Source organism: Streptomyces sp. NBC_01775 (assembly GCF_035917675.1).
In the GTDB taxonomy this organism is placed as follows: domain Bacteria; phylum Actinomycetota; class Actinomycetes; order Streptomycetales; family Streptomycetaceae; genus Streptomyces.
This window is the reverse complement of the sequence record NZ_CP109104.1, coordinates 2,743,081-2,766,878: the sequence shown is the minus strand read 5'-3', so window position 1 is coordinate 2,766,878 and position 23,798 is coordinate 2,743,081. Positions and strand designations below refer to the sequence as shown.

The window sequence follows — 23,798 nt, the reverse complement described above, 5'->3', positions numbered from 1 at the left end:
GGCGAGCATACGGGGGGCTAGAGATGGACGATGGGGCAGGTCAGAGTGCGGGTGATGCCATCCACCTGCTGGACTTTGGCGACCACCATGCGACCGAGGTCGTCCATGGTGTCCGCCTGGGCCCGCACGATCACATCGTATGGACCCGTTACATCCTCGGCCTGGATCACGCCGGGGATCTTGGAGACGATCTCGGCAACGGTCGAAGCCTTGCCGACCTCCGTCTGGATCAAGACGTACGCCTGTACCACGGAACCTCCCAGGGGGCTACGAGGATCATGCGGGGCGAGAAGAGACGCCACCGTACCGCGTCCCCTTGTCCGCCGGGAGTCCCGCAGAGCGGCGAGCCCGGCGGAAGACGGGGAGCGACGGCCGGCGGACCGTGCACGGCGAGTGGCGCGTGACAGCGAAGTGACCGAAGTGAACGAAGGGGCAGAGCAATGCGGGATCTGAAGGACGGCACCGCGTCCGAGCCGTCATCCTCGGGCGCGGAGGTCCCTCAGGGGCACGCCCAGGGGCGGGGGAAGGGCACCGTGGGGGAGCTGGGGGAGTTCGGCCTGATCCGGGAGCTGACCTCCCGGCTCACCACCACTCCCGCGGTGCGCGTGGGCCCCGGGGACGACGCGGCCGTGGTCGCGGCTCCGGACCGGCGGGTGGTCGCCAGCACCGACATCCTCCTCGAAGGACGCCATTTCCGCCGCGACTGGTCAACGGCGTACGACGTGGGCCGCAAGGCCGCGGCGCAGAACCTCGCCGACATCGCCGCCATGGGCGCCGTGCCCACCGCGCTGCTGCTCGGCCTCATCGTGCCCGCCGAACTCCCCGCGAACTGGCCCAGCGAGCTGATGGACGGCATCCGCGACGAGGCCCAGGTCGCCGCGGCGGCCGTGGTCGGCGGCGACGTGGTGCGCGGCGACAGCATCGCCGTCTCCATCACCGCGCTCGGCGACCTGCGCAACAAGGAACCGGTCACCCGTGCCGGCGCGGGCGCCGGGGACCTGGTCGCGGTCACCGGCTGGCTCGGCTGGTCGGCCGCCGGGCACGCGGTGCTCTCGCGCGGCTTCCGCTCGCCCCGCGCCTTCGTCGAGGCACACCGCCGCCCCGAGCCCCCGTACCACGCGGGCCCCGCGGCGGCCGGGCTCGGCGCCACGGCGATGACCGACGTCAGCGACGGGCTCGTGGCCGACCTCGGCCACATCGCCGAGGCCAGCAAGGTGCGCATCAACATCCGCTCCGCCGACCTCGACGTGCCCGCGCAGATGTCCGACATCGGGCAGGCCGTCGGTGTCGACCCGCTCCAGTGGGTGCTCACCGGGGGAGAGGACCACGCGATCGTGGCCACCTTCCCCGCCGACCAGAAGCTCCCCGCGCGCTGGCGCGTCATCGGCGAGGTGCTCGCGCCCTCCGCTCTGCCGCAGGTCACCGTCGACGGCGTCACCTGGGACAAGGCGAGCGGCTGGGACCACTTCTCCGACGACCCGGAAGGCTGAGTACCGTCGGGGCCATGGACGCACCGAATCCCCGCCCCGGCAGGCCGCCTCTCGTGCTGACCGTCGCCGGATCCGACTCCGGCGGCGGCGCCGGCATCCAGGCCGACCTCAAGACGATGCTGGCCCTGGGCACCCACGGCATGAGCGTGATCGCCGCCGTGACAGCGCAGAACTCCCTGGGCGTCCAGGGTTATTGGGAACTGCCCGCCGAGGCGGTCCGCGCGCAGTACCGCAGCGTCGTGGACGACATCGGGGTGCAGGCCGTCAAGACCGGGATGCTCGCCTCGTCCGAACTCGTCGAGACGGTCGCTGAACTGCTCTCCGCGACTCCGGCACCCGTGGTCGTCGACCCCGTCGGGGTCTCCAAGCACGGGGACGCGCTGCTCGCGGCCGAGGCTGTGGACGCGGTGCGCACCAAGCTGCTGCCCGTCGCCACCGTCGCCACCCCCAACCTGGACGAGGTCGCCCAGCTCACCGGCGTCCACGTGCGGGACGAGGAGGGCCTGCGCGGGGCGGCGGACGCGGTGCTCTCGTACGGGCCGCGCTGGGCGCTGATCAAGGGCGGACACCTGCCGGGGGAGGCCGTCGACCTCCTCACGGACGGCACAGAGGAGCACTGGCTGCGCGCCCCGCGCCACGACAACCGCCACACCCACGGCACCGGCTGCACGCTGGCCAGCGCCCTGGCGTCATACCTGGCCAAGGGCCTGCCGGTGCCGGAGGCCGCGCGGGCGGCCAAGGAGTACACCACCGGAGCCATCGCCGCCGGATTCCCGCTGGGTTCGGGGCTGGGGCCCGTGGATCACGGGTGGCGGCTGCGCTGAGGTGCGGCCACGGCTGAGGCGGTCATGGGAAAGCGGTCATGGCTGAGGGAGACCATGAAAAAACCGGCCCGCGGAGAGCGGGCCGGTTTTCTGTCCGGCGGTCGGCGAGGTGGCCGCGCTGCGATACGTCAATGACGTCAGCGCGAGACCTTGCCGGCCTTGATGCACGAGGTGCAGGCGTTGAGGCGCTTCGGCGTCCCGCCGACCACGGCACGCACACGCTGGATGTTCGGGTTCCAGCGACGGCGGGTGCGGCGGTGCGAGTGGGAGATGTTGTTGCCGAACTCCGGCCCCTTGCCGCAGACGTCGCAGTTCGCAGCCACGGGTCACTCCAAAGACTTCAGATACACGTACGGTGAATCCCGGCGACGCAGGATCAAGAGATGACCGGCACTGCCAGGAGGGATCGTCACCCTCCGGACCCTCGGGAGGGACATCCGGATCAGGCAACCGGAGCAGCATACAACGGCCGGTCTCGAACAGCGAAACCAGGCCCCGTCACCCCGCCCCCGACCTGGGATTCCCTCCCCTTCCGGACTAGCCTTCCCGCATCGCCGCCGGCTCGGAGGAGGTCACGCACGTGCTGCAACCGCTCGACACCGCCGCGGTACGCAGATGGTGCGCCCTGGGCAGGGAGGCGCTCCGCGCGGAGCGCTCCCGGATGGACGCGATCAACGTCTTCCCCGTCGCGGACGGCGACACCGGCACGAACCTCTGTCTCACCTTCGAAGCCGCTGCCCGCGCTGCGGCCGAGGCCACCGCCGGGGCGCGCGGCGAGGAGCGTGAGGGCGAAGCGGGTCCGGGGGACGGAGGCGCCGGGGTGCTGCGCGTCATGGCACGTGCGGCACTGCTGGAGGCGCGGGGCAACTCCGGGACGATCCTCGCCGAGTATCTGCGCGGGATGGCACAGGGCCTGGCGGAGGAGTCCGCGCAGGAGCGCGCCCTGCCATGTGCGCTGCGCCGGGGCGCGGAGGCCGCGTACGCCGCCGTCGCCCGCCCCGTCGAGGGGACGATGCTCACGGTGGCGGCGGCAGCGGCCGAAGCGGCGGAGGCGGAGGGCGACCCGGCGTCAGCGGCCCGCGAGGCGCTGGCCGCCACCCCCGCGCAACTCCCCTCCCTCTCGCGCGCAGGGGTCGTGGACGCGGGCGCGCTCGGCCTGACGACCCTGCTGGCGGCGCTCATCGCCGCGCTGCCCCCGAGCGCGGGAGCCCCCCGGGACACGGGCGTGACGCCGCAGCGGGCACAGACCGAGGCGGGGAGGAGCTGTGCCGTCCCCGCCCCCGTACACCCGGCCGACGTGCCCACGGCCTCGGCGCCCGCGTGTGAGGCGGCGCCCGCAAACGAAGCGGCGCCCGCCGAAGCGACGCCCGCAAACGAAGCGGCGCCCGCCGAAGCCGCGCCCGAATTCGAAGTGATGTATCTCATCGAGGCCGAGGACATCAAGGCCGTCGACGCACTCCGTGAACGCCTCGACGCGCTCGGCGACTCCCTGGTGATCGGCGGCGGCGACGGGCTGTGGAGCGTCCACGTCCACGTCGCGGACGCCGGTGCCGCGGTGGAGGCGGGCCTCGCCGCAGGGCGCCCGTACCGGGTCCGCATCGCGCACCTGCCCTCCTTGCCGGAGCACGGAACGGAGGAGGGCGGCGAGGCCGCGTGGGAGACGCCGGAGTCCTCGGGCGCGCGGGCCGTTGTGGCCGTGGTGCCGGGGGAGGGGCTGGCCGGGCTGTGCCGGGAGGCGGGCGCCGCCGTGGTCCCCGCCGCCGACGCCGCCCGGGACGACGCGCTGCTCGCCGCCGTACAGGCCACGGGTGCCGCCGAGGCCGTCCTGCTGCCCAACGGCACCGAGTTCCACGCTGCCGCCGCGCGCGCGGCGGACGCCGCGCGCGCCCGGGGCGTGCGCGCCACCGTCATCCCCACCCGGGCCGCCGTCCAGGGCCTGGCGGCGCTGGCCGTGCACGCGCCGGGGTGCCGGTTCGACGAGGACGTGGTCGCCATGACCTCGGCCGCCGGAGCCACCCGCTACGGCGAAGTGACCGTCGCGGCGCGCGAGTCGTGGACGACGGCGGGCATCTGCCAGGCCGGGGACGTGCTCGGGCTGGTGGAGGGCGATGTCGCCGTGATCGGCGCCGACGTCGGACAGGTCGCCATGGATGTGCTCGTCCGGATGCTCGCCGCCGGCGGGGAACTGGTCACGCTCGTCCTGGGGGAGGACGCGCCGCGAGGGCTGGCCGCCGGGCTGGAGGCGTATGTGCGCGGCTCGCATCTGGCTGTCGACACGGTCGTCTACGAGGGACAGCAGCAGACCTCACCGCTGCTCGTCGGCGTCGAATAGGGCGAACGCCGAGCAGGACAAGCAGGGCGGCTGCTGGGACCAGCAGGGTGGACAGCGCGCTCCGGGGCACCGGATGCCCGCCGCCGAAGGCCGGCACCGGATGCCGCGTGCCGGACGCGGGCACCGGATGCCGGGAGTTCCGGAGGGTCGGCGCTCCATCGCGGCACCGGTGTCATACGTGTCCGGCAGGATGGTGCCGTGCCCTCGCCAGAAATCACGCGTACCGAACCTCTCCAGGAGCCGCTGAAGGCGCTGCTCGGCGGCAACACCGCCAAGGTGATGTCCGAGCACCTCGACCTGCGCACGGTCGGCGACCTCCTGCATCACTACCCGCGCAGGTACGCCGAGCGCGGTGAGCTGACGCGGCTGGCCGAGCTGCCACTGGACGAACACGTCACCGTCGTCGCGCGGATCGCCGACGCGCGCGTGCACAAGTTCAACCGGGGCAAGGGCCAGCGGCTGGAGGTCACCCTGACCGACGGCAGCGGACGCCTCCAGATCGTCTTCTTCGGCCGCTCCGTGCACTACCACCAGCGCGAACTGCTGCCCGGCAGGCGGGGCATGTTCGCGGGCAAGGTCGGCGTCTTCAACCGCAAGCTCCAGCTGTCCCACCCGGACTACAAGCTGCTGGACGAGGAGAGCGGCGAGGACACGGTCGAGAAGTTCGCCAACGAGCTGCTGCCGCTGTATCCGGCGTGCAAGCAGCTCTCGTCCTGGAACATCGAGCAGTCCGCCGCCATGATCCTGAGCGCGCTCCAGGCCACCGGATGGCGCGGCCTCGCCGACCCGCTGCCCGCCGCGCTGCGCGAGGAGCGCGACCTCATCCCGCTCCCCGAGGCGTTCGAAAAGATCCACCGGCCGCGCACCAAGGCCGACATCGCCCAGGCGCGCGCCCGCCTCAAGTGGGACGAGGCGTTCGTCCTCCAGGTCGCGCTGGCCCGGCGCCGCGCCAAGGAGACGGAACTGCCCGCCGTTCCCCGCGTCCCCGTGCCCGGCGGGATGCTGGACGCCTTCGACGAGCGGCTGCCCTTCACCCTCACCGACGGCCAGCGCGAAGTCAGCCGCGAGATCTTCGCCGACCTGGCCACCGAACACCCCATGCACCGTCTCCTCCAGGGCGAGGTCGGCTCCGGCAAGACGCTGGTGGCGCTGCGCGCCATGCTGGCCACGGTCGACGCGGGCGGCCAGGCCGCGATGCTCGCGCCCACCGAGGTCCTGGCCCAGCAGCACCACCGCTCCATCACGGAGATGATGGGCGAGCTCGCCGAGGGCGGGATGCTGGGCGGCGCCGAACAGGGCACCAAGGTCGTGCTGCTCACCGGCTCGATGAGCACCGCCCAGCGCCGTCAGGCCCTGCTGGACCTGGTGACGGGCGAGGCCGGGATCGTCGTGGGCACCCACGCCCTGATCGAGGACAAGGTGAAGTTCCACGACCTGGGCCTCGTCGTCGTCGACGAACAGCACCGCTTCGGCGTCGAACAGCGCGACGCGCTGCGCTCCAAAGGCGAGCAGCCGCCCCACCTGCTGGTGATGACCGCGACCCCGATCCCCCGGACCGTCGCCATGACCGTCTTCGGTGATCTGGAGACCTCGGTGCTCGACCAGCTCCCGGCCGGCCGGTCCCCGATCTCCACCCATGTGGTGCCCGCGAAGGACAAGCCGCACTTCCTGGCACGCACCTGGGAGCGCGTACGGGAGGAGGCCGAGGCGGGGCACCAGGCGTACGTCGTCTGCCCGCGCATCGGCGACGAGGAGGAGCAGCCCGCGAAGAGCGCGAAGAAGAAGCCCTCCCGTGACCCGGAGGAGGCGGACGAGGACACCGGGGCCGACGCGGAGGAGAAGCGTCCGCCGCTGGCGGTCCTCGACATCGCCCAGCAGCTCACGGCCGGGCCGCTCGGCGGACTGAAGGTCGAGGCGCTGCACGGCCGGATGCATCCCGACGCCAAGGACGAGGTGATGCGCCGCTTCGCCGCGGGCGAGGTGGACGTGCTCGTGGCGACGACGGTCATCGAGGTCGGCGTCAACGTTCCCAACGCCACCGGCATGGTCATCATGGACGCCGACCGCTTCGGCGTATCCCAGCTCCACCAACTGCGCGGACGTGTCGGCCGCGGCTCGGCGCCCGGCCTGTGCCTGCTGGTGACGGAGATGCCCGAGGCGAGCCCGGCGCGCTCCCGACTGGAGGCGGTGGCCGCGACGCTGGACGGCTTCGAGCTGTCCCGCATCGACCTGGAGCAGCGCCGCGAGGGCGACGTGCTCGGCCAGGCCCAGTCCGGAGTGCGCTCCTCGCTCCGGATGCTCACGGTCATCGAGGACGAGGACGTCATCGCCGAGGCGCGGGACGAGGCGAGCGCACTGGTCGCCGCCGACCCCGAACTGACGGAGCATCCGGAGCTGCGCACGGCCCTGGACGCGCTGCTGGACGAGGAGCGGGAGGAATTCCTCGACAAGGGCTGAACTCGTCCTTCGCTCGCTCTTCGCTCGTCCTTCATCCGACGAGCCAAGGCGAGCGGTCGCGTCCCGGGCGTTCGGCGGCATGAGCGTCCGGTCTTCGTGGAGGGAACGCAGAAGACGGCAGTGGTCGTTGAGCGGGCGGGCCGAGGCCGTGGGATCCTCTTTCCAGGGGTGGCTGTCCGAGACGGACGCAGCGAGTATCGGCAGCGCCGCACCCCGGGCGCACGCGGAAGTCCGACATCGGCCCCGCGCCCGCACGCACCTCCCGCACGCCTCGTCCCGAAGGGCCCCACTCATGACCCGCGTGATCGCCGGAGCCGCCGGCGGCAGGCGCCTGGCCGTCCCGCCGGGCACCGGTACCCGACCCACCTCGGACCGGGCCCGCGAGGGGCTCTTCTCCAGCTGGGAGTCCCAGCTCGGCGGCACCGCCGCCTGGCGGGCCACCAGGGTGCTGGACCTGTACGCGGGCTCGGGCGCCGTCGGCCTGGAGGCCCTCTCGCGGGGGGCGGCGCACGTACTGCTCGTCGAGACCGAGCCGCGTGCCGTACGCACCATCAAGGACAACGTCCGCACGGTCGGCCTGCCCGGGGTGGAGGTCCGCGCGGGCAAGGCGGCGCAGACCGCCGCGGGCGACCCTCCGCAAGACCCCTATGACCTGGTCTTTCTCGATCCTCCGTACGCCGTTTCCGACGATGATCTTCGGGAGATCCTGCTCACACTCCGTGCGCGGGGCTGGCTCGCCGAGGACGCCCTCGCCACCGTGGAGCGCAGCACCAGAGGCGGCGATTTCCGCTGGCCGGAGGGTTTCGAGGGGCTCAGGTCCCGTCGCTACGGCGAGGGAACGCTTTGGTACGGTCGCGCCGCCGCGCGGGAGACCGAGCCCGCGTCATGCTGAGGTCATCCGGGGCCGGTCCCCGGGCCCGCCGTCCGGAGAGCGAGGAAGAGCCAGTGCGTCGCGCAGTCTGTCCGGGGTCCTTCGACCCCATCACCAATGGACACCTCGACATCATCGCCCGCGCTTCCAAGCTGTACGACACGGTCTATGTCGCCGTGATGATCAACAAGTCCAAGCGCGGCCTCTTCACCGTCGACGAGCGCATGGACCTGATCCGCGAGGTCACCGAGAGCTTCGGGAACGTGCGCGTGGAAGCCTTCCACGGCCTGCTGGTCGACTTCTGCAAGGAGCGGGAGATCCCCGCCATCGTCAAGGGCCTGCGGGCGGTCAGCGACTTCGACTACGAACTCCAGATGGCCCAGATGAACAACGGCCTCTCCGGCGTGGAGACCCTCTTCGTGCCGACCAACCCCACCTACAGCTTCCTGTCCTCCAGCCTGGTCAAGGAGGTCGCCACCTGGGGCGGCGACGTCTCCCACCTGGTGCCCCAGCCCGTGCTCGCCGCACTGGCCGAACGGCTCACCAAGCCCTGACCTGCCACCTTGGGCAACGGGTAACGGCCTTGCGCCCACTGGCCGTACAGTCACCTACGTGGACGTACAGCAGAAACTCGACGAGATCGTGGCGGCCGTCGACGGTGCGCGCTCGATGCCCATGTCCGCCTCCTGTGTGGTCAACAGGGCCGACCTGCTCGCCATGCTCGACGAAGTGCGCGAGGCCCTCCCCGGCTCGCTCGCCCAGGCACGCGAGGTCCTCGGAGACCGCGAGCAGGTGGTGGCCGCGGCCCACCAGGAGGCCCAGCGCATCATCGACTCGGCCCAGGCCGAGCGTGGCTCTCTCGTCTCCGGTACCGAAGTGGCCCGCCGCGCACAGGAGGAGGCCGACCGCATCCTCGCCGAAGCGAACCGGGAGGCCGCCGAGACCCGCGCCGAGGCCGAGGACTACGTCGACAGCAAGCTCGCCAACTTCGAGGCCGTCCTCAGCAAGACCATCGGCTCCGTCGACCGTGGCCGGGAGAAGCTGCTGGGCAGCGGACCGGGCGCCGAGGAGTGGAACGAGCAGTACGCGCAGGACGCCCCCGAGCGTCCCGCCGACCCGCGCGAGCTACAGCTGAGGGCCGACCAGTACGTCGAGGCCCGCCTCGGCTCCGTCTCGGCAGTGCTCGCCAAGACACTGGAGGCCGTGGGACGCGGCCGGCTGAAGCTGCGCGGTCACGAGCCTTCCGACGAGCTGGCGGCGCACATGGCGGCGCAGGACGGCGCGGACGGCTTCGCGGGCCACACCAGTGACGCCGACTTCCTCGCCGGCCTCGCCCACACGGACGACCCGGCGCAGGCCCAGGGGTATGACCAGTCCCAGGGCTACGACCAGTCCCAGGGGTATGACCAGCCGCACATGCCCCCGCAGCCGCTGGCTCCCCAGGCGCCGGTTCCGCCGCCCCCGCCCCAGCCGGCACACATCCCCGCCCAGCCCCAGGTCCAGCCGGCCGCCGTCGCCGACCCGTACTACGCGCAGCAGCCCGCCTACGGCCAGCAGCACGACCCGTACGCCTACGCCCCGCAGGACGCCTACCAGGACGCCGCCTACCAGGACGCCTACTACGGTCAGCAGCAGGGCGACCCCTACGGCTACGGTCAGCAGCAGGCCGGCTACTACACGCAGCAGCCGCAGCAGCCCCAGCACTACCAGCAGGCCCCACAGGCTCAGGGACAGCTCGACGAGACCAGCCTTTTCGACACGAGCATGATCGACATTGAGCAGGTCAGGGAGTACGAGCGGCGCCACGGCCAGGGCGGATGAGGCCCGCCCGTCGGGGCACCGGCCTCCTCCGGGGGCTGTCCGGGCTGGATTGGGTCATCGCGGGAGCGTCAAGTATCCTGGCTCTTCGGCCGCGAGTACGCACGCGGCCCACGCCCCACCCGTAGAAAGCAGGAAGCCCTGAACGCCCCCCTCGACCATCGCGCCCCTCTCGTGTTCGACACACGTGAGCTGGGGCGGCGTCCTGGTGCGATGAAGCGGCTCTCCCGCGAAGTGGAATCTCCCGGTGACCTCGGCATCGAGGTCATCAAGGTTCCCGACGGGGCGAAGATCGAGCTGGACCTCCGTCTGGAGTCGGTCATGGAAGGGGTGCTTGTCACAGGCACCGCCCGTGCACCGCTGACGGGGGAGTGCGTAAGGTGTCTGGAGCCGCTTCAGCAGGAAGTCGAAGCGGACTTCCAGGAGATGTTCACCTATCCCGACGCCGATGAGCGGGGCCGCCCCAGCGCGGAGCCCGACGGCGACGAGGACGAGGAGGACACACTCTTCCTAGAGGCCGATCTGTTCGACCTCGAACCCGTGCTGCGGGATGCGGTGGTGCTCGCACTGCCGTTGCAGCCGGTGTGCCAGGAGGGCTGCCCCGGTCTGTGCCCCGAATGCGGGGCCCGGCTGGCGGACGACCCCGACCACGGGCACGAAGAAGCCGTCGACATCCGTTGGGCGGCATTGCAGGGACTCGCCGAGACCATCGGGGACGGCGAGAAGGACAAAGAGCCCCGCTCCGGCGGGGACGACTCACAGGAGAAGTAGCCGTGGCTGTTCCGAAGCGGAAGATGTCGCGCAGCAACACGCGCCACCGCCGGTCGCAGTGGAAGGCTGCGGTCCCGACCCTGGTGAAGTGCGAGCGCTGCCGCGAGCCCAAGCAGCAGCACATCGCGTGCCCGAGCTGCGGCACCTACAACAAGCGTCAGGTCCTCGAGGTCTGATCGGCGGGTGACAGGCTTCATGTCAGACGCCAGTACCCCCCGCCCCCCCGCCCCGGAGAAGGGAGGGGATCCGGCGGAGCTGGTGGATGCGGCCTCGTCCCACACGCTCCTGGAAGGGCGGCTCGGTTATCACCTTGAGTCCGCCCTTCTGGTGCGTGCGCTGACGCACCGCTCGTACGCGTACGAGAACGGCGGGCTGCCCACCAACGAGCGTCTTGAGTTCCTCGGTGACTCCGTCCTCGGACTGGTCGTCACAGACACGCTCTACCGGATGCATCCCGACCTCCCGGAGGGCCAGCTCGCCAAGCTGCGCGCCGCGGTGGTCAACTCCCGCGCCCTCGCCGGCGTCGCCCGGGGCCTCGACCTTGGCGCGTTCATCCGGCTCGGCAGAGGTGAGGAAGGCACCGGAGGCCGTGACAAGGCTTCGATCCTCGCCGACACCCTGGAAGCGGTCATCGGTGCGGTCTATCTCGACCAGGAGCTGGAGGCCGCCTCCGAGCTGGTCCACCGGCTCTTCGACCCGCTCATCGAGCGCTCCTCCAATCTGGGCGCCGGTCTCGACTGGAAGACGAGTCTTCAGGAGCTGACCGCGGCCGAAGGGCTCGGGGTTCCCGAGTACCTGGTCTCGGAGACGGGTCCCGACCACGAGAAGACCTTCACGGCTGCTGCCCGCGTCGGTGGTGTCGCGTACGGCACCGGCACAGGACGCAGCAAGAAGGAAGCGGAACAGCAGGCGGCCGAGGCCGCCTGGCGGGCCATCTCGGCACGCAGCGAGTCCGCGGCTGCCGACAAGTCCGCGGTTGCTGACAAGTCCGGGGCCGAGGAAGAAGGCGCCGGGCAGCAGCGGGACGGCACCGTGCGCAAGGACGAGGCGCCGGCGGCCACCCAGGGCGAGCCCTCGCAGGGCACCCCCGCCGGTCGCTCGCAGTGATCCGCTGAGCCGCTGAAGCACAACCCGGCCGCCCCGCGGCCGGACAAGCCCGCCCCCGGGGAGCACGCTCCGGGGAGTGGGCCGTTCTTCGCCGGCCCACTCCTCAAGGAGCCCCCGTGCCCGAGCTGCCCGAAGTCGAGGTCGTACGCCGCGGTCTGGAGCGCTGGGCCAGCGGCCGTACGGTCACCACCGCCGAGGTGCTGCATCCCCGCGCCATCCGCCGCCACACGGCGGGTCCGCTGGACTTCGCCACCCGGCTGAAGGGGCTGCGCGTCGGCCCGGCCATGCGGCGCGGCAAGTATCTGTGGCTGCCCGTCGGTGACGGCGGCCACGCGATGCTCGCCCACCTCGGCATGAGCGGCCAGCTCCTCATCCAGCGCGCCGGCACTCCCGACGAGCGGCATCTGCGGGTGCGGATAACCTTCGACGACGCCGAGGGCGGCGAGCTGCGCTTTGTCGACCAGCGCACCTTCGGCGGCCTCTCGCTCCACCCGGCGGCCGAGGACGGGCTGCCCGACGTCATCGCCCACATCGCGCGCGATCCGCTGGATCCCGCGTTCGACCTGCCGGTCTTCCACGCGGCCCTGCGCCGCCGCCGTACGACGGTCAAGCGCGCCCTGCTGGACCAGTCCCTGATCAGCGGCGTCGGCAACATCTACGCCGACGAGGCACTCTGGCGCACCCGGCTGCACTACGACCGCCCCACCGCCACCCTCACCCGCCCGCAGACCACCGAACTGGTGGACCATGTGCGGGACGTGATGACCGAGGCCCTCGCCGTGGGCGGCACCAGCTTCGACAGCCTCTATGTGAACGTCAACGGCGAGTCCGGATACTTCGCCCGTTCCCTCGATGCCTACGGGCGCGAGGACGAGCCCTGCCGCCGCTGCGGCACTCCCGTGCGCCGGCGCGCGTGGATGAACCGCTCCAGCTACTTCTGCCCCCGCTGCCAGCGCCCCCCGCGCCCGGTCCGGACCTGATCCGGCCGATCCGGCGCGGAAGGGCGCACCAAGGCGGGGCTCAGAAGCCGAAGTCCTGGGTCCACCACGGGCCGCCCTCGGCGAAGTGCGCGCCGACGCCAAGGGTGCGGTAGTCGCAGTTGAGGATGTTGGCCTTGTGGCCGGGGCTGTTCATCCAGGAGTCCATCACCGAGCGCGCGTTGGCCTGGCCGCGCGCGATGTTCTCGCCGCCGAGGCCGCTGACACCGGCGGCCTCGGCCCGGTCCCAGGGGCTGCGCCCGTCCGGGTCGGTGTGGGAGAAGAAGCCGCGCCCCGCCATGTCCTCGCTGAAGTCCTGGGCCAGCCCCGCCAGGTCGCTGTTGGCCTTGACGGGCTGACAGCCCGCCTTGGCCCGCTCCTGGTTGACGAGCGTCAGTACCTCCTGCTCGGCAGCGGTCTCCGGGTCGGCGGACTTGGTGGCGCCACCCGCGCCGCCCTCCCTGTCCGGGCCGGACTCGCGTCCCGAGCCCGAGCCCGAACCCGAGCGTGAGGGCTCGTCACTCTGCTTCTTCTTCTCGGGGGTCTCGGACGCCTGTTCCCGCGAGGGCTTGTCGCCGGGCTTCTTCGACGAGCGGGAACTCTCCCGTGAGGGCGAGCGCGTGGGCCCGTCGTTGCGTTCCTCGGCACGGCTGGCCGCGGAGTCGGAGGCCCGTGCCGAAGGGGTGAGCGAAGGCACGGCCGGGGAATCCAGGCCGGTGGGCCCATCGGCCCGTACCCGGTCCCCGCTCTGGTGGCCGCCCAGCCCGCCGGGGCCGGGTATCAGTCCGGAGGCCACAGCGACGGCCCCCATCGCCATCGCGGCCGAGGCGCCGATCAGCCCGGTGCGTACGGGCGTCGCGCTCCTCTTGCGGTGCCCGGCGTGTCCACCTCCCCGGTGCGGGACGGCGTCCTGCCGGTGGGAAGGCTCGGGCGGAGCGACGGGAGCGGGGGTAGCACGTCGATGGCGGCCCATCTTCGCTGTCCTCCAGGGCTCGACGGTCACGAGGCGGTCAATGCACACACGCGCTTCACCCTTGTGTGTGAAGCGTGTTGACGGGCAATGTACGGCATCACGCCCGGGGCGGATGTGCCCGCCGAAGAATTGTCCGGATAGCGTGCACCCATGGCTGCGAGCGACTCGATCCACGAAGAGACCGGCGAGACGAGTGCCACAACGGCGCCCGGAGAAGCGACGGACCAGACCGCGCCGCCAAAAGCCGCACCGGAAGGACAAGGCCCGCGGGGCGAGGAGCCCGCACGGCTGACCATCTGGGTGCGCGGCGAGGTGCAGGGGGTCGGGTTCCGCTGGTTCACCCGCGCCGCGGCGCTCCGTATCGGCGGACTCGTCGGCTTCGCCCTCAACCTCGACGACGGACGGGTCCAGATCGTGGGCGAGGGCACCAGAGCCCACTGTGAGCAGATGCTGGAATGGCTGCGGGGCGGGGACACACCCGGGCACGTGGAGGGTGTCACGGAGATCTGGGACGAGCCGCGCGGCGGCTATCGCGGCTTCGCGATCCGGTGATCCACATCGGTTGCCAATCCAGCTGTGGCGTGCGAGGCTGCCGCCACAGGAGAGCACAGTGGATCTTCCGCAAGCACCAGCGGGCAGCCCCTCCGGCGCCGGTCGCCGTCGAGTCAGGGCAGGCCCGGAGTCGCGGTGTGTGATCGTGTTGACCGTCAAACCTTTTGGTGAGATCCTGGAATCCCCGCGCACCTGAGCTGTTTGATCCAGAGATTCTTTAGCAAAAGTCCAGAGGCAGACACTGCGGGTGCGATTCCCTCACGAACGACCGCATCGACGGTCGGTCACTCAGTGTGGAGGACCATCCATCATGGCAAAGGCGCTTCTCGGTTACGTCGGCGGCTCCGACCCCCGGGTTCTTGCCGAGATGCGACGGCTGCAGCAGCGCGTCCAGGACCTCGAATCCGAAATCGTACGGATCCAGGCCGAGAACGACGCTCTGTCCGCCGCCGCACGGCACCCCGACTCGGTGCTCGAAGGCATTGAAGGCATCGACGTTTCCTCGGCGGAGCCTGCGCTGACCTGATCCGGCCCGCCGGGCAGGACGGGCTGAAGCAGGACGGCCGTATACACAGATCTGTAAGGGACGCTTCGGCGTCCCTTCGTCGTTGTGCTCCTCGGTGCTCTCGTCGCCAGCAGTACCGGCACGCCCCCGCCGGGATTGCCTCGGCTGCGGTGGGGGCGTTCTCGTTACCGTCTGATGTGCCCCCCGCCTCTCTCGGTGAAACCCTCAGAGGAAACCCTTCACGGGCCTTCGGGTCAGTCGGCGCGACATCGCCGGGACAACCTCGGTAGGGTCCGGACGCGTGCATCTCAAGAGCCTGACACTGAGGGGATTCAAGTCCTTCGCCTCCGCCACGACGCTGCGCTTCGAGCCCGGCATCACCTGCGTCGTCGGCCCCAACGGCTCCGGCAAGTCCAACGTCGTCGACGCCCTGTCCTGGGTGATGGGCGAGCAGGGCGCCAAGTCGCTGCGTGGCGGCAAGATGGAGGACGTCATCTTCGCCGGGACCACGGGGCGCCCCCCGCTGGGCCGCGCCGAGGTCTCCCTGACCATCGACAACGCCGACGGCGCGCTGCCCATCGAATACTCGGAAGTCACCATTACGCGGATAATGTTCCGCAACGGCGGCAGCGAGTACCAGATCAACGGCGACACCTGCCGGCTGCTCGACATCCAGGAACTGCTGTCCGACTCCGGCATCGGCCGCGAGATGCACGTCATCGTCGGACAGGGCCAGCTCGACGGCGTCCTGCACGCCGACCCGACCGGGCGGCGCGCCTTCATCGAGGAGGCGGCCGGCGTCCTCAAGCACCGCAAGCGCAAGGAGAAGGCGCTGCGCAAGCTGGACGCGATGCAGGCCAACCTCGCCCGCGTCCAGGACCTCACCGACGAACTGCGCCGCCAGCTCAAGCCGCTGGGCCGCCAGGCGGCGGTCGCGCGCAAGGCCCAGGTCATCCAGGCCGACCTGCGCGATGCCCGGCTGCGGCTGCTGGCCGACGACCTGGTGGGGCTGCGCGAGGCCCTGCGTACGGAAGTCGCGGACGAGGCCGAGCTGAAGCAGCGCAAGGAGGCGGCGGAGGCCGAGCTGAAAGAGGCTCTGCGCCGCGAGGCGGACCTGGAGCAGCAGGTGCGCACGCTCAGCCCGAGGCTGGAGCGGGCCCAGCAGACCTGGTACGAACTCTCCCAGCTCGCCGAACGGGTGCGCGGCACCATCAGCCTGGCGGACCAGCGGGTGCAGCACGCCGCCGCGGCGCCCGCCGAGGAGCGCCGGGGCCGCGAGCCGGAGGACATGGAGCGCGAGGCCGCCCGCGTCCGCGAGCAGGAGGCCGAGCTGGAGGCGGCCCTGGAGGCGGCCACCACGGCGCTGGAGGAGACCGTGGCGCACCGCTCGGAGCTGGAGCGCCAGTTGGAGCAGGAGGAGCGCCGGCTCAGGGACGAGGCGCGGGCGCTGGCCGACCGCCGTGCGGGACTCGAACGGCTGCGCGGCCAGGCGGGAACGGCCCGCAGCCGGGCGGCCTCCGCGCAGTCCGAGATCGACCGCTTGGCAGCGGCCAGGGACGAGGCTCTCCAGCGTGCCACCGAGGCCCAGGAGGAGTACGAGACGCTGCGCGCCGAGGTCGAGGGCCTGGAGGAGGGCGATGAGGACCTGGGCACCCAGCACGAGGCGGCCAAGGGGGAACTGGCCGAGGCGGAGGCCGCCTTCGGCGCGGCGCGGGAGGCGCTGACCGAGGCGGAGCGCGAGCGCGCCGCGACCTCCGCTCGCCACGACGCGCTCGCCCTGGGCCTGCGGCGCAAGGACGGCACCGGCGCGCTCCTGGCGGCCAAGGACCGGCTTGGCGGCCTGCTGGGCCCGGCGGCCGAACTCCTGAGTGTGACCCCCGGCTACGAACTCCCGATAGCGGCAGCGCTCGGCACGGCGGCCGACGCTCTGGCAGTGGCCGACGTGGCGACGGCGGCCGAGGCGCTGCGCCTCCTGCGGAAGGAGGACGGGGGCAGGGCCGCGCTGCTGGTGAGCGGTCGACGCGCACAGGAGGGTGCCTGGTCCCGGGACCGCGACGGCGACGCACCCCGGCGGGGCACCCCCGCCGTCTCCCTGGTGACGGCACCGGAATCGCTGCGCTCGACGATGGAGCACCTGCTGCGGGACATCGTCGTCGTGGACACCTTGGAGGCCGCCGAAGAGCTGCTGGCCCTGCGTCCCGAGTGCACGGCGGTCACCGCCGAAGGCGATCTGCTGGGCACCCACTTCGCCCGTGGCGGCTCGGAGGGCGCGCCCTCCTACCTGGAGGCGCAGGCGGCGGTCGACGAGGCCGCGGCCGAGCTGACGGAGCTGGAGACCAGGCGCGAGCGGCTCAAGGAGGAGCAGCTCAGCGCGAAAGAGGCCCGCAGGGTGTGCGCGTCCCGGGTCGAGGAACTGGCCGCGAGCCGGAGCGCGGCCGAGCGGGAGAAGTCCCGGGTGGCGGGCCGCCTGGGCACCCTCGGTGGTCAGGCCCGCGCGGCCCAGGGCGAGGCGGAGCGCTCGTCCGCCGCGGTGGCCAAGGCCGAGGAGGCGCTGGCGCGGGCCACTCAGGAGGCCGAGGAGCTGGCCGAGCGGCTGGCCGTCGCCGAGGAGGTGCAGGAGGCCGAGGGCTCGGTGGATCCGGACACCTCCGTACGGGACAGGCTCTCGGCCGACGGCGCCAACGCGCGGCAGACGGAGATGGAGGCGCGCCTTCAGGTCCGTACGCACGAGGAGCGCGTCAAGTCGCTCGCCGGACGGGCCGATTCGCTGAACCGGGGCGCGCGGGCGGAGCGCGAGGCGCGGGCCCGCGCCGAGGAGCGGCGGGCCAGGTTGCGTCACGAGGCCGAGGTCGCCGAGGCGGTGGCCGCCGGCGCCCGGCAGTTGCTGGCGCATGTGGAGGCGTCGTTGGAGCGGGCCCGCGAGGAGCGCGAGGGCGCGGAGCGGGCCAAGGCCGAGCGGGAGCAGGCCCTGGTCGCCGAGCGCAACCAGGGCAGGGAGCTGAAGGACGAGCTGGACAAGCTCACCGACTCGGTCCACAAGGGCGAGGTGCTCGGCGCGGAGAAGCGGATGCGTGTCGAGCAGCTGGAGACCAAGGCGCTGGAGGAGCTGGGTGTCGAGCCCGCGGGTCTGGTCCGCGACTACGGCCCCGACCAGCTGGTGCCGCCCTCGCCGCCCGCCGAGGACGAGGAGCTCCCCGAAGACCCGGAACATCCCCGGAACAGGCCGGTGCCGTTCGTGCGGGCCGAGCAGGAGAAGCGGCTCAAGGCAGCCGAGCGCGCCTACCAGAAGCTCGGCAAGATCAACCCGCTGGCTCTGGAGGAGTTCGCGGCGCTGGAGGAGCGGCACCAGTTCCTCAGCGAGCAGCTGGAGGACCTGAAGAAGACGCGCGCCGACCTGCTCCAGGTCGTCAAGGAGGTCGACGAGCGCGTCGAGCAGGTCTTCACCGAGGCCTACCACGACACGGCCAGGGAGTTCGAGGGCGTCTTCTCGCGCCTCTTCCCCGGCGGCGAGGGGCGGCTCGTCCTCACGAACCCGGACGACATGCTCTCCACGGGAGTCGATGTGGAGGCCCGTCCTCCGGGCAAGAAGGTCAAGCGCCTCTCGCTGCTGTCCGGTGGCGAGCGCTCGCTGACGGCCGTGGCGCTGCTGGTGTCGATCTTCAAAGCGCGGCCGAGCCCCTTCTACGTGATGGACGAGGTCGAGGCGGCGCTGGACGACACCAACCTCCAGCGGCTGATCCGGATCATGGAGGAGCTGAAGGACAGCTCACAGCTCATCGTGATCACCCACCAGAAGCGCACGATGGAGGTCGCCGACGCGCTCTACGGCGTCTCCATGCAGGGCGACGGCGTCTCCAAGGTCATCAGCCAGCGTCTGAACTGAGACCGTCTGAACCGACACCGTCTGAACCGAGACCGTCGGGGCCGAACCGGAGCACCGGATGCTTCAACTGGCCCTCTGTGGCGGCCTGTCGCGGCCCCTGGAAGTCCTCCCGGACTTCCAGAGGCCGCTTCTCTTCATAACCCGAACGAAACACAGGGCGCTCTGTGCTCAGAGTCGCACACGAGCATGTATTGACTTCGAAACATGAAGGCTTACAGTCTGAAGTGCCATCGAGATGTTCAAGCCGTGGCGCGCTCTTGCTCTCGCTCCAGAACGCGGCCCCTTGGAAGGTGGCGGCCCCCATCCGGCACCGTCGCCGGCACCTCAGGAGAAGATCGTGACCAGCACAGCGCAGGCCGCGCGGCCAGCATCCGGTGCGCAGACCGCACCCCTCGGCCGTGTCGTCTTCATCACGGCCGCAGCCGCCATGGGCGGCTTCCTCTTCGGCTATGACAGCTCAGTGATCAACGGCGCGGTCGAAGCGGTGCGTGGCCGCTTCGACGTCGGCTCGGCCCTGCTGGCCCAGGTCATCGCCGCAGCGCTGATCGGCAGCGCGATCGGCGCCGCCATAGCGGGCCGAATAGCCGACCGTATAGGCCGTATCCAGGTCATGCGGATCGCCGCCGTCCTCTTCACGGTCAGCGCCATCGGCTCGGCCCTTCCGTTCGCGCTGTGGGACCTCGCGTTCTGGCGCGTGCTCGGCGGCATCGCGATCGGCATGGCCTCCGTGATCGGCCCGGCCTACATCGCCGAGGTCTCCCCGCCCGCCTACCGCGGCCGGCTCGCCTCCTTCCAGCAGGGTGCCATCGTCCTCGGCATCGCGGTCTCCCAGCTGGTCAACTGGGGCCTGCTCAACCTCGCCGACGGCGACCAGCGCGGCACCCTCGCCGGCCTCGAAGCCTGGCAGTGGATGCTCGGGATCATGGTGATCCCCGCCATCGCCTACTTCCTGCTCTCCTTCGTGATTCCCGAGTCGCCCCGCTTCTTGATCTCCGTCGGCCGCCAGACCGAGGCACGGAAGGTGCTGGCCGGCGTCGAGGGTGAACACGAGCGCCTCGACCAGCGGCTCGGCGAGATCGAGACCGCGATGCGCAGCGAGCACAAGTCCACCTTCAAGGACCTGCTCAGCAGCCGTGCCGGCCTGCTGCCCATCGTGTGGATCGGCATCGGGCTCTCGGTCTTCCAGCAGCTCGTCGGCATCAACGTCGTCTTCTACTACTCCTCGACGCTGTGGCAGTCGGTGGGCATCAACCCCGAAAGCTCGTTCTTCTACTCCTTCACGACCTCGATCGTGAACATCCTCGGCACCGTCATCGCGATGCTTCTGGTCGACAAGATCGGCCGCAAGCCGCTCGCGCTGATCGGCTCGGCGGGCATGGCGGTCTCCCTGGGGCTGGTCGCCTGGGCGTTCTCCGCCAAGACGGGCTCCGGCGACAACGTCTCCCTCCCGGACGCCCAGGGCGTCGTCGCGCTCATCGGCGCGCACACCTTCACGCTCTTCTTCGCCCTCTCCTGGGGCGTGGTCGTCTGGGTGCTGCTCGGCGAGATCTTCCCGAACAAGATCCGTGCCGCGGCGCTCGGTGTCGCCGCCTCCGCGCAGTGGGTCGCCAACTGGGCGATCACCGCGAGCTTCCCGAGCCTGTCGGAGTGGAACCTGTCGACGACGTACATCCTCTACACGGTCTTCGCCGTGCTCTCGATCCCCTTCATCCTCAAGTGGGTGCCGGAGACCAAGGGCAAGGCGTTGGAGGAGATGGGCTAACCCCCCCCGCCGCCCACTCCTCGGCACGCGCTGCCCGGCTCGAAACCATCCGAGCCGGGCAGCGCGCTGTCGAATCCGGTACGCCGGAGACAAGCTCCTACCCGGGCAGCCGCGGAATGACTTCCTCCGCCAGCAGGCGCAGCGACCGCCATCCCTCCTCGACGGGCATCCCGCCGCACAGCGGGTGCAACAGCACCTGCCGGTCGTCCTCCGGCTGCCGGGCGACCAACTCCAGGCACTCCTGGGGGGTGACGAAGCGGTACAGGCCCTCCTCGCGCAACTCCTGCACCGTCGTGGCCCGCGCCCGCATCGCGGAGTGCATGTCCGGCGTCTGCCAGGAGGCGTACTGGCGCGCCTCGTACAGGAAGTGCTCGCCCAGCTCGGCCCACGCGCGGTCCGGGTCCTCGGTCAGGTGCAGCGTGGGCAGATCGGCGGGCGGCATCAGACACAGCGGGCTGCTCCCGCTCTCCTGGCACTTCTCCTCGTAGTAGCGGGCGAGGTCGGGCAGGTGCGCGGACAGGAACAGCGGCAGCCCCAGCCGTGCGGCCCGGCGGGCGGCCGGACGGGAGCTGCCTCCGACGAACAGCATCGGATGCGGACGGGTGTACGGGCGCGGCGTCACCCGCACCTTGCGGCCCCGGTGGTCGAACAGCTCTCCGGTCCACGCCGCCAGCAGCGTCTCCAGCGCCTCGTCCTGGAGCGCGCCCCGGCGTGCGAAGTCCCGCCCGAGCGCCGCGTACTCCTCGGGGCGGTAGCCGATCCCCGCGACGGTGACCAGGCGCCCGCCGCTGGCCAGGTCGAGCACCGCGATGTCCTCCGCCAGCCGCAGCGGGTCGTACAGCGGCGCCACGATCGCGCACGCCGTCACCACCGCCCGCCGCGTGCGCCCCAGCAGCGTCCCGGCCAGCGCCAGCGGCGCGGGCAGCCAGCCGTCCGGGGACCCGTGGTGCTCCTCGACGACGAGAGAAGTCACACCGTGTTCGTCGGCGTAGGCCGCCATGTCGAGCGCGGCACGGTAGCGGTCGCCCAGACTCTCCCGCGGTGCGTCGGGTGCGCCTGGGGGATGCGGCGGCTGTACGAGGTTGAATCGGATGTTGGTCGTCACGGTCACAAGGGCCCCCATCAGGGAGACGGCACGGGCGCGGGGACCGTAGCGGAGCGCGCGCGAAGAGGGAATGGCCGGGAAGTGTTGACGGTGGCGGATACTGGACCCGCTATGGAAATCGTCATCCTTGTTGTAGTCATCGCCGTGATCGCGCTGGGCGCGATCAGCGGGCTCGTGATCAGCGGCCGTAAGAAGAAGGCGCTGAAGACCGAGGAGCCCGCCACCCACGAAGGCACCACCACTCCGACCGTCGAACCACACGTCGGTGAGGAGGCCGAGGGCGCGCCGGGAGGGCCGCGCAGAACGATCGAGGAGGTCGGCCTCCCCGAGGCCGAGGCGCCGCCGGAGACCGCCGTACCGGCACCCGCCGCCCCGGCGGAGCCCGAGATCGAGACCCCCGAGCCCACCGCCGGACGCCTGGTGCGGCTGCGCGCCCGGCTCTCCCGCTCCCAGAACACCCTCGGCAAGGGCCTGCTGACCCTGCTGTCCAGGGAACACCTGGACGAGGAGACCTGGGAGGAGGTGGAGGACACGCTGCTGACCGCCGATGTCGGCGTCGGCCCCACCCAGGAGCTGGTCGAGCGGCTGCGCGAGCGCGTCCGGGTGCTCGGCACCCGCACCCCGCAGGACCTGCGCGACCTGCTGCGCGAGGAGCTGCTGACCCTCATCGGCACCGACCTGGACCGCACCGTGCACACCGAGACCCAGGGCGCCGTCGACCGCCCCGGTGTCGTGCTCGTCGTCGGCGTCAACGGCACCGGCAAGACCACCACCAGCGGCAAGCTCGCCCGCGTACTGGTGGCCGACGGCAAGTCCGTGGTGCTGGGCGCCGCCGACACCTTCCGCGCCGCCGCCGCCGATCAGCTGGAGACCTGGGGCACCCGAGTGGGCGCCCGTACGGTCCGCGGCCCCGAGGGCGGCGACCCCGCGTCGGTGGCCTTCGACGCGGTCAAGCAGGGCACCGAGGCCGGCGCCGACGTCGTCCTGATCGACACAGCGGGCCGGCTGCACACCAAGACGGGCCTCATGGACGAGCTGGGCAAGGTCAAGCGCGTCGTGGAGAAGCAGGGCCCGGTGGACGAGGTCCTGCTGGTCCTGGACGCGACCACGGGCCAGAACGGGCTGGTGCAGGCCCGGGTCTTCGCCGAGGTCGTCGACATCACCGGCATCGTGCTGACCAAGCTGGACGGCACGGCCAAGGGCGGCATCGTCGTCGCCGTGCAGCGCGAGCTGGGCGTCCCGGTCAAGCTGGTGGGCCTGGGTGAAGGCGCCGACGACCTGGCGCCGTTCGAGCCGGAGGCGTTCGTGGACGCCCTGGTCGAAGAGGCCTGACCCGCCACGGGGCGGTCGGACCAGCATCGAAGTGGTCTGACCTGCCGCTGCACGGAACACACATCGGCGCCGTCGCGACGCACCCCCGATGCCGCCGCGACGGCGCCGCCCCGCTCCGCTTCCGCGCTAGTCCGCGACGGCGGAGCGGTGGCTGATGTAGGCGAGCGTGCCCAGCAGGAGCCTCGCCTGCGGCGGGTGGCCCGTCGCCTCCAGAGTGGGCGGACGCAGCCACCGCACCGGTCCGAATCCGCCGAGGTCGGAGGGCGGCGCGGTGATGTACTCGCCCTCGCCCCTGCCGCGCAGATCGAGGTCGGCGTCGTCCCAGCCCATCCGGTAGAGCAGCTCGGGCAGTTCGGCGGCGGCTCCGGGGGCGACCAGGAACCACGTCCTGCCGTGCGGCGTCGCCGCGACCGGGCCCAGCGGCACGCCCATCCGCTCCAGCCGCGCCAGGGCGCACTGTCCGGCGGGCTCGGCCACCTCGATCACGTCGAAGAAACGTCCCGTCGGAAGCAGCAGCGCCGCTCCCGGGACACCGGCCCAGGCTTCACCCGCCTCCGCGAGGGTGGCACCGGCGGGGATCTCCAAGGACGCGTCCAGCGGGTGGGCCCCTGGGGCGGGGCAGGCGACGGCCCCGCATGAGCACTCCACCCGGCCGCCGGAGCGGGCGGCGCGGGCGCCAGGGACCACGTCCCAGCCCCACAGCCCCGTGTACTCCGCGACAGCTGTGCACGCCGAGGCGTGACCGCGCCTGCGTGAGCCGGGCCGCAGATCCCTGATCTCCCGGATGCCGCTGAGACCGCCGATGGCGCCGATCGTGAAGCCCATGCCCCCTCCAACGGGTCTCGTATGCCTATGGTTACGAAGTCATTGCGCACAGTGACGAACGGGTGGCGGGGCGAGGTCCGCGAGTGGGGGAGCCTCGCGCGGAGCCCGTGAGGTGGGGCGTGTTTCCGTGCGGCCGTGCCAAGGCGTCAAGTCAAGCGCGCCTAAGCGCTGAAAGGTTCATTCGAAGGGGTGGCGAATGGTGGCGATTCTGGAA

At 71.6% G+C, this 23,798-nt stretch carries 20 protein-coding genes and 1 pseudogene; 16 read left to right on the top strand and 5 right to left on the bottom strand.

The genetic code is table 11. The features are described from left to right. Positions 1 to 17: 17 nt before the first annotated feature. Positions 18 to 251, bottom strand: a complete 234-nt coding sequence (locus tag OHB04_RS12320) for an Lrp/AsnC family transcriptional regulator (protein WP_326687722.1) — start codon at positions 249 to 251, stop codon at positions 18 to 20. A gap of 189 nt (positions 252 to 440) precedes the next feature. On the opposite strand from OHB04_RS12320, the gene OHB04_RS12315 reads away from it, so the two are divergent. Both OHB04_RS12315 and thiD read left to right on the top strand, forming a co-directional pair. Then, positions 441 to 1,490 (top strand): thiamine-phosphate kinase, encoded by a 1,050-nt coding sequence (locus tag OHB04_RS12315; RefSeq protein WP_326687721.1) that lies wholly within the window; start codon positions 441 to 443, stop codon positions 1,488 to 1,490. Positions 1,491 to 1,504: 14 nt separating this feature from the next. Continuing rightward, positions 1,505 to 2,314, top strand: a complete 810-nt coding sequence (gene thiD / locus OHB04_RS12310) for a bifunctional hydroxymethylpyrimidine kinase/phosphomethylpyrimidine kinase (protein WP_326807451.1) — start codon at positions 1,505 to 1,507, stop codon at positions 2,312 to 2,314. Positions 2,315 to 2,451: 137 nt separating this feature from the next. On the opposite strand, the gene rpmB is transcribed toward thiD, so the two are convergent. Then, the gene (gene rpmB / locus OHB04_RS12305) at positions 2,452 to 2,637 is read right to left on the bottom strand and encodes a 50S ribosomal protein L28 (RefSeq protein WP_016470082.1); all 186 of its coding nucleotides are present in this window, start codon (positions 2,635 to 2,637) and stop codon (positions 2,452 to 2,454) included. A gap of 257 nt (positions 2,638 to 2,894) precedes the next feature. Between rpmB and OHB04_RS12300 the strand changes: the two genes are divergently transcribed. The 9 genes from OHB04_RS12300 (at position 2,895) to mutM (ending at position 12,650) form a co-directional block, all read left to right on the top strand. After that, complete coding sequence (locus OHB04_RS12300) at positions 2,895 to 4,646, top strand: DAK2 domain-containing protein (RefSeq protein ID WP_326807450.1); 1,752 nt, start codon at positions 2,895 to 2,897, stop codon at positions 4,644 to 4,646. Positions 4,647 to 4,925: 279 nt separating this feature from the next. Next, on the top strand, positions 4,926 to 7,103 hold the full coding sequence (gene recG, locus OHB04_RS12295) for an ATP-dependent DNA helicase RecG (protein ID WP_442815089.1): 2,178 nt from the start codon (positions 4,926 to 4,928) through the stop codon (positions 7,101 to 7,103). Positions 7,104 to 7,395: 292 nt separating this feature from the next. Continuing rightward, the gene (rsmD, locus tag OHB04_RS12290) at positions 7,396 to 7,995 is read left to right on the top strand and encodes a 16S rRNA (guanine(966)-N(2))-methyltransferase RsmD (RefSeq protein ID WP_326687717.1); all 600 of its coding nucleotides are present in this window, start codon (positions 7,396 to 7,398) and stop codon (positions 7,993 to 7,995) included. Positions 7,996 to 8,048: 53 nt separating this feature from the next. Then, on the top strand, positions 8,049 to 8,528 hold the full coding sequence (gene coaD / locus OHB04_RS12285; RefSeq protein ID WP_326687716.1) for a pantetheine-phosphate adenylyltransferase: 480 nt from the start codon (positions 8,049 to 8,051) through the stop codon (positions 8,526 to 8,528). A gap of 58 nt (positions 8,529 to 8,586) precedes the next feature. Further along, on the top strand, positions 8,587 to 9,795 hold the full coding sequence (locus OHB04_RS12280; RefSeq protein ID WP_326807448.1) for a cell division initiation protein: 1,209 nt from the start codon (positions 8,587 to 8,589) through the stop codon (positions 9,793 to 9,795). A gap of 171 nt (positions 9,796 to 9,966) precedes the next feature. Further along, entirely contained in the window at positions 9,967 to 10,563 is a 597-nt protein-coding gene (locus tag OHB04_RS12275; protein ID WP_326687714.1) for a YceD family protein, read from the top strand. Positions 10,564 to 10,565: 2 nt separating this feature from the next. Then, positions 10,566 to 10,739 (top strand): 50S ribosomal protein L32, encoded by a 174-nt coding sequence (gene rpmF / locus OHB04_RS12270; protein ID WP_016470089.1) that lies wholly within the window; start codon positions 10,566 to 10,568, stop codon positions 10,737 to 10,739. Positions 10,740 to 10,758: 19 nt separating this feature from the next. Next, positions 10,759 to 11,670, top strand: a complete 912-nt coding sequence (rnc, locus tag OHB04_RS12265; RefSeq protein WP_326687713.1) for a ribonuclease III — start codon at positions 10,759 to 10,761, stop codon at positions 11,668 to 11,670. A gap of 116 nt (positions 11,671 to 11,786) precedes the next feature. Beyond that, positions 11,787 to 12,650, top strand: coding sequence for a bifunctional DNA-formamidopyrimidine glycosylase/DNA-(apurinic or apyrimidinic site) lyase (mutM, locus tag OHB04_RS12260; protein WP_326687712.1), 864 nt, complete (start codon positions 11,787 to 11,789; stop codon positions 12,648 to 12,650). A gap of 40 nt (positions 12,651 to 12,690) precedes the next feature. On the opposite strand, the gene OHB04_RS12255 is transcribed toward mutM, so the two are convergent. Further along, positions 12,691 to 13,620 (bottom strand): CAP domain-containing protein, encoded by a 930-nt coding sequence (locus OHB04_RS12255; RefSeq protein WP_326807447.1) that lies wholly within the window; start codon positions 13,618 to 13,620, stop codon positions 12,691 to 12,693. 276 nt (positions 13,621 to 13,896) lie between these two features. Here OHB04_RS12255 and OHB04_RS12250 point away from each other — a divergent pair. The 4 genes and pseudogenes from OHB04_RS12250 to OHB04_RS12235 form a co-directional block, all read left to right on the top strand. Beyond that, positions 13,897 to 14,172, top strand: a pseudogene (locus OHB04_RS12250) (acylphosphatase); the annotation flags it as partial. Positions 14,173 to 14,482: 310 nt separating this feature from the next. After that, complete coding sequence (locus OHB04_RS12245) at positions 14,483 to 14,698, top strand: hypothetical protein (protein ID WP_326687710.1); 216 nt, start codon at positions 14,483 to 14,485, stop codon at positions 14,696 to 14,698. A 280-nt stretch (positions 14,699 to 14,978) separates the two neighbouring features. Continuing rightward, a complete protein-coding gene (gene smc / locus OHB04_RS12240) occupies positions 14,979 to 18,560 on the top strand; it encodes a chromosome segregation protein SMC (protein WP_326807446.1) in 3,582 nt (1,193 codons plus the stop codon). A 337-nt stretch (positions 18,561 to 18,897) separates the two neighbouring features. Continuing rightward, positions 18,898 to 20,322, top strand: a complete 1,425-nt coding sequence (locus tag OHB04_RS12235; RefSeq protein WP_326687708.1) for a sugar porter family MFS transporter — start codon at positions 18,898 to 18,900, stop codon at positions 20,320 to 20,322. Positions 20,323 to 20,419: 97 nt separating this feature from the next. Here OHB04_RS12235 and OHB04_RS12230 read toward each other — a convergent pair whose 3' ends face one another. After that, positions 20,420 to 21,445: an LLM class flavin-dependent oxidoreductase gene (locus tag OHB04_RS12230; RefSeq protein WP_442814823.1), complete on the bottom strand. Its 1,026-nt coding sequence runs from the start codon at positions 21,443 to 21,445 to the stop codon at positions 20,420 to 20,422. A gap of 93 nt (positions 21,446 to 21,538) precedes the next feature. Between OHB04_RS12230 and ftsY the strand changes: the two genes are divergently transcribed. Beyond that, positions 21,539 to 22,759, top strand: a complete 1,221-nt coding sequence (gene ftsY / locus OHB04_RS12225) for a signal recognition particle-docking protein FtsY (RefSeq protein WP_326687707.1) — start codon at positions 21,539 to 21,541, stop codon at positions 22,757 to 22,759. Positions 22,760 to 22,885: 126 nt separating this feature from the next. Here ftsY and OHB04_RS12220 read toward each other — a convergent pair whose 3' ends face one another. Continuing rightward, a complete protein-coding gene (locus OHB04_RS12220) occupies positions 22,886 to 23,584 on the bottom strand; it encodes a bifunctional DNA primase/polymerase (RefSeq protein ID WP_326687706.1) in 699 nt (232 codons plus the stop codon). Positions 23,585 to 23,798 lie beyond the last annotated feature (214 nt).